Here is a 2,265-nt window from a genome sequence, read left to right as displayed (position 1 = left end):
CCCGGGGGCACCATCACGTACACCTATGACGCGGACGGTCGGAAGCTGCGCAGCGTGAACGGCATCTACGGCCAGGCGCGTGACTATGTTGACGGCATCGAGTACGCGGACAATGCCATAGAGCTCATTCACATGCCTGAGGGGCGCCTTCTGAAGAGCGGGAGCACGTACGTGTACGAATATTTCCTTCGGGACCATCTGGGGAACAACCGGGCGGGATTCCGCGGTTCTGCGCCTGGGACGGCGACTTTCGGGACGGACTATTACCCGTTCGGTCTGCAATATGTTGCCCACCAGGCACCTGGAAGCCCGGAGAATCATTATCTTTACAACGGGAAGGAGTTTCAGGATAAGCTGAAGATGTACGATTACGGCGCGAGGCTGTATGACCCGGTGATTGGCAGGTGGAATGCGGTCGACCCGCTGGCTGAGCAGATGCGTAGGCATTCGCCGTATAACTATGCGTTCGACAACCCGATTCGATTCATCGACCCGGACGGGCGGTTTGTGGCGCACTTCAGCAGCCTACAGGACAAGCAGGCGTTGTTGAGCTGGGCGAAGTCCCGTGCGGCACCATCGACCGATTATGAGGATGAACTGGGTAACCTGATAGCCCATACGAATGATGGAAACGATGCGACCGTCGTCGTATCCAATGAGGACAAGGACGCGTTTTTGCAGGAGTTCAATAAATCAAAGGCGGAAGGTGCGCAAAACTCAATGCTTAACAATGAGAGCTGGATAAGAAGATATGGGATTGGCATGTCTGCCGAACCAGGGGATATGGTGCAGGATTGGGCTGTTTCGGCACTAACAGGCAATGGGGCTATGCAAGATGTTATTCCTGGACTATCGGAAAATACGACTGCGGAGCAGGGTGGTTTCCGTATCAGTCCGACTGGGCCAGCTTTGATATTACTTGGTTCTCGTTTGTTACCTAAGTCTGGTGGGGTTGGAGGCGGCGGGGCAGCAGGTAGATGGACATCTGTGGCGTCTAAGTCGTTGCGGTGGGCCGACAGGGCTGTGCAAGCCGGATTGGGAACAAATTACAAGTTGCCGGCGAAAGGTTTAATCCATAGGATATTAGGTACAAGAATGGTAGGTGGGGCATTGGGAAGAGCTGTTCCCTATGCAGGCTGGATTTATACTGTTAGCGAAATAAGCTACGAGTTAGGCAAGTATTACGGGCCAAGCAAATGGTACGGTAATGATGACACAAAATGGTTTAGGTGATGGAAAAGGAATTGAGACGGCTAATAGAATCGTATAATCCCCTGAAAGATGCGATAGGTAATCGCACAAGGCTTTATCACGACTTAAATATCTACGGGGATGAAGCTGCCGAATTGCTGTCAAGGTTTTCGGAGTTATACGGAGTGGATTTGTCGAAGTTCCGTTTCAATGACTACTTTCCTAATGAGGGGGATTGGATATTACCATCCATTCTTCGTTTAATAACGTTGAAGCCGAGTAAGACGTATAAAGAATTGACGGTAGAAAACTTAGAAAAGGCTATTGAAGCGGGATATTTAGAATAATTCGGGCTTTTTCTTTTTACAGTGCCGCGATGCTCTGAGCCTTGCCGCCTTGATGAAGGCAAAATGTACAGGCCCCAAACGATTGGTGTTGATTAATTCAAAATTTGTGAATGAGGATTCACAAAGGAAAAAGTTTTGAAGCTGTCAATATGGTTAATAAAGCCAATGGAGCCACAAGGTATGTACACCCGACTACCGGACAATCAGTTGTAATTGATAACGTAACTAAGGAGCTTTTACATGTCGGAGGTCCTGGTTTTAAATATTAAAAATTATGGAAAGAACTATTTATATAAAATTATTAGAAGAGGGAACTAAGGTTTATAGGCCAGTACCAGCTATTGAGTTGAAGGAAAATATTTACGAAGTAAAAGGGAAAGACATCTACGACCCTGAGGATGAAGTTTGGGAATTTAAACCAAGGGTACATGTAGCAGTTGAGGAGCAAGAGTTGGATGGAGAATTAGTATCAGTTGCAGTGAGAGAAGAATGCCGCTAGACGGGAACAAAAGCATTACCAAGCTTAGATGCTACTGGAAAAGTGCATGGTACTTTGCCCAGAGTGCAAGATTTGGGGGAATATTCGAAAGAAGAACTACAGATTCTGTTAAAAGAGCTAAGAAAAAGTGTTCATAAAAGAAATTCTAGGAATGTTAGTTCGTGAACTAATTAAGCATATTGATAAGATTAAATCTATTAATCCAATGTCAATATATTATAATGAAAT

3 protein-coding genes are annotated in these 2,265 nt (G+C 46.4%); all 3 read left to right on the top strand.

The features are described from left to right. Nucleotides 1–1,233, top strand: a 1,233-nt coding sequence (locus tag BM030_RS19475; RefSeq protein ID WP_139215969.1) for an RHS repeat-associated core domain-containing protein, incomplete at its 5' end; no start/stop codon positions are given. 11 nt (nucleotides 1,234–1,244) lie between these two features. Beyond that, the gene (locus BM030_RS19470; RefSeq protein ID WP_170845847.1) at nucleotides 1,245–1,538 is read left to right on the top strand and encodes a DUF1493 family protein; all 294 of its coding nucleotides are present in this window, start codon (nucleotides 1,245–1,247) and stop codon (nucleotides 1,536–1,538) included. A gap of 274 nt (nucleotides 1,539–1,812) precedes the next feature. After that, on the top strand, nucleotides 1,813–2,037 hold the full coding sequence (locus tag BM030_RS19465) for a hypothetical protein (protein ID WP_211657673.1): 225 nt from the start codon (nucleotides 1,813–1,815) through the stop codon (nucleotides 2,035–2,037). The last annotated feature ends 228 nt before the right edge of the window (nucleotides 2,038–2,265 follow it).

It is taken from the genome of Parapedobacter composti (genome assembly GCF_900112315.1).
Classification (GTDB): Bacteria; Bacteroidota; Bacteroidia; order Sphingobacteriales; family Sphingobacteriaceae; genus Parapedobacter; species Parapedobacter composti.
Note: the sequence above shows the minus strand (reverse complement) of the source record. Positions and strands in the feature narration are given on the sequence as shown.

Excerpts from the sequence above, each read along its gene's own strand:
- BM030_RS19465 (WP_211657673.1), top strand. The coding sequence starts at position 1,813 with ATGGAAAGAACTATTTATATAAAATTATTAGAAGAGGGAACTAAGGTT.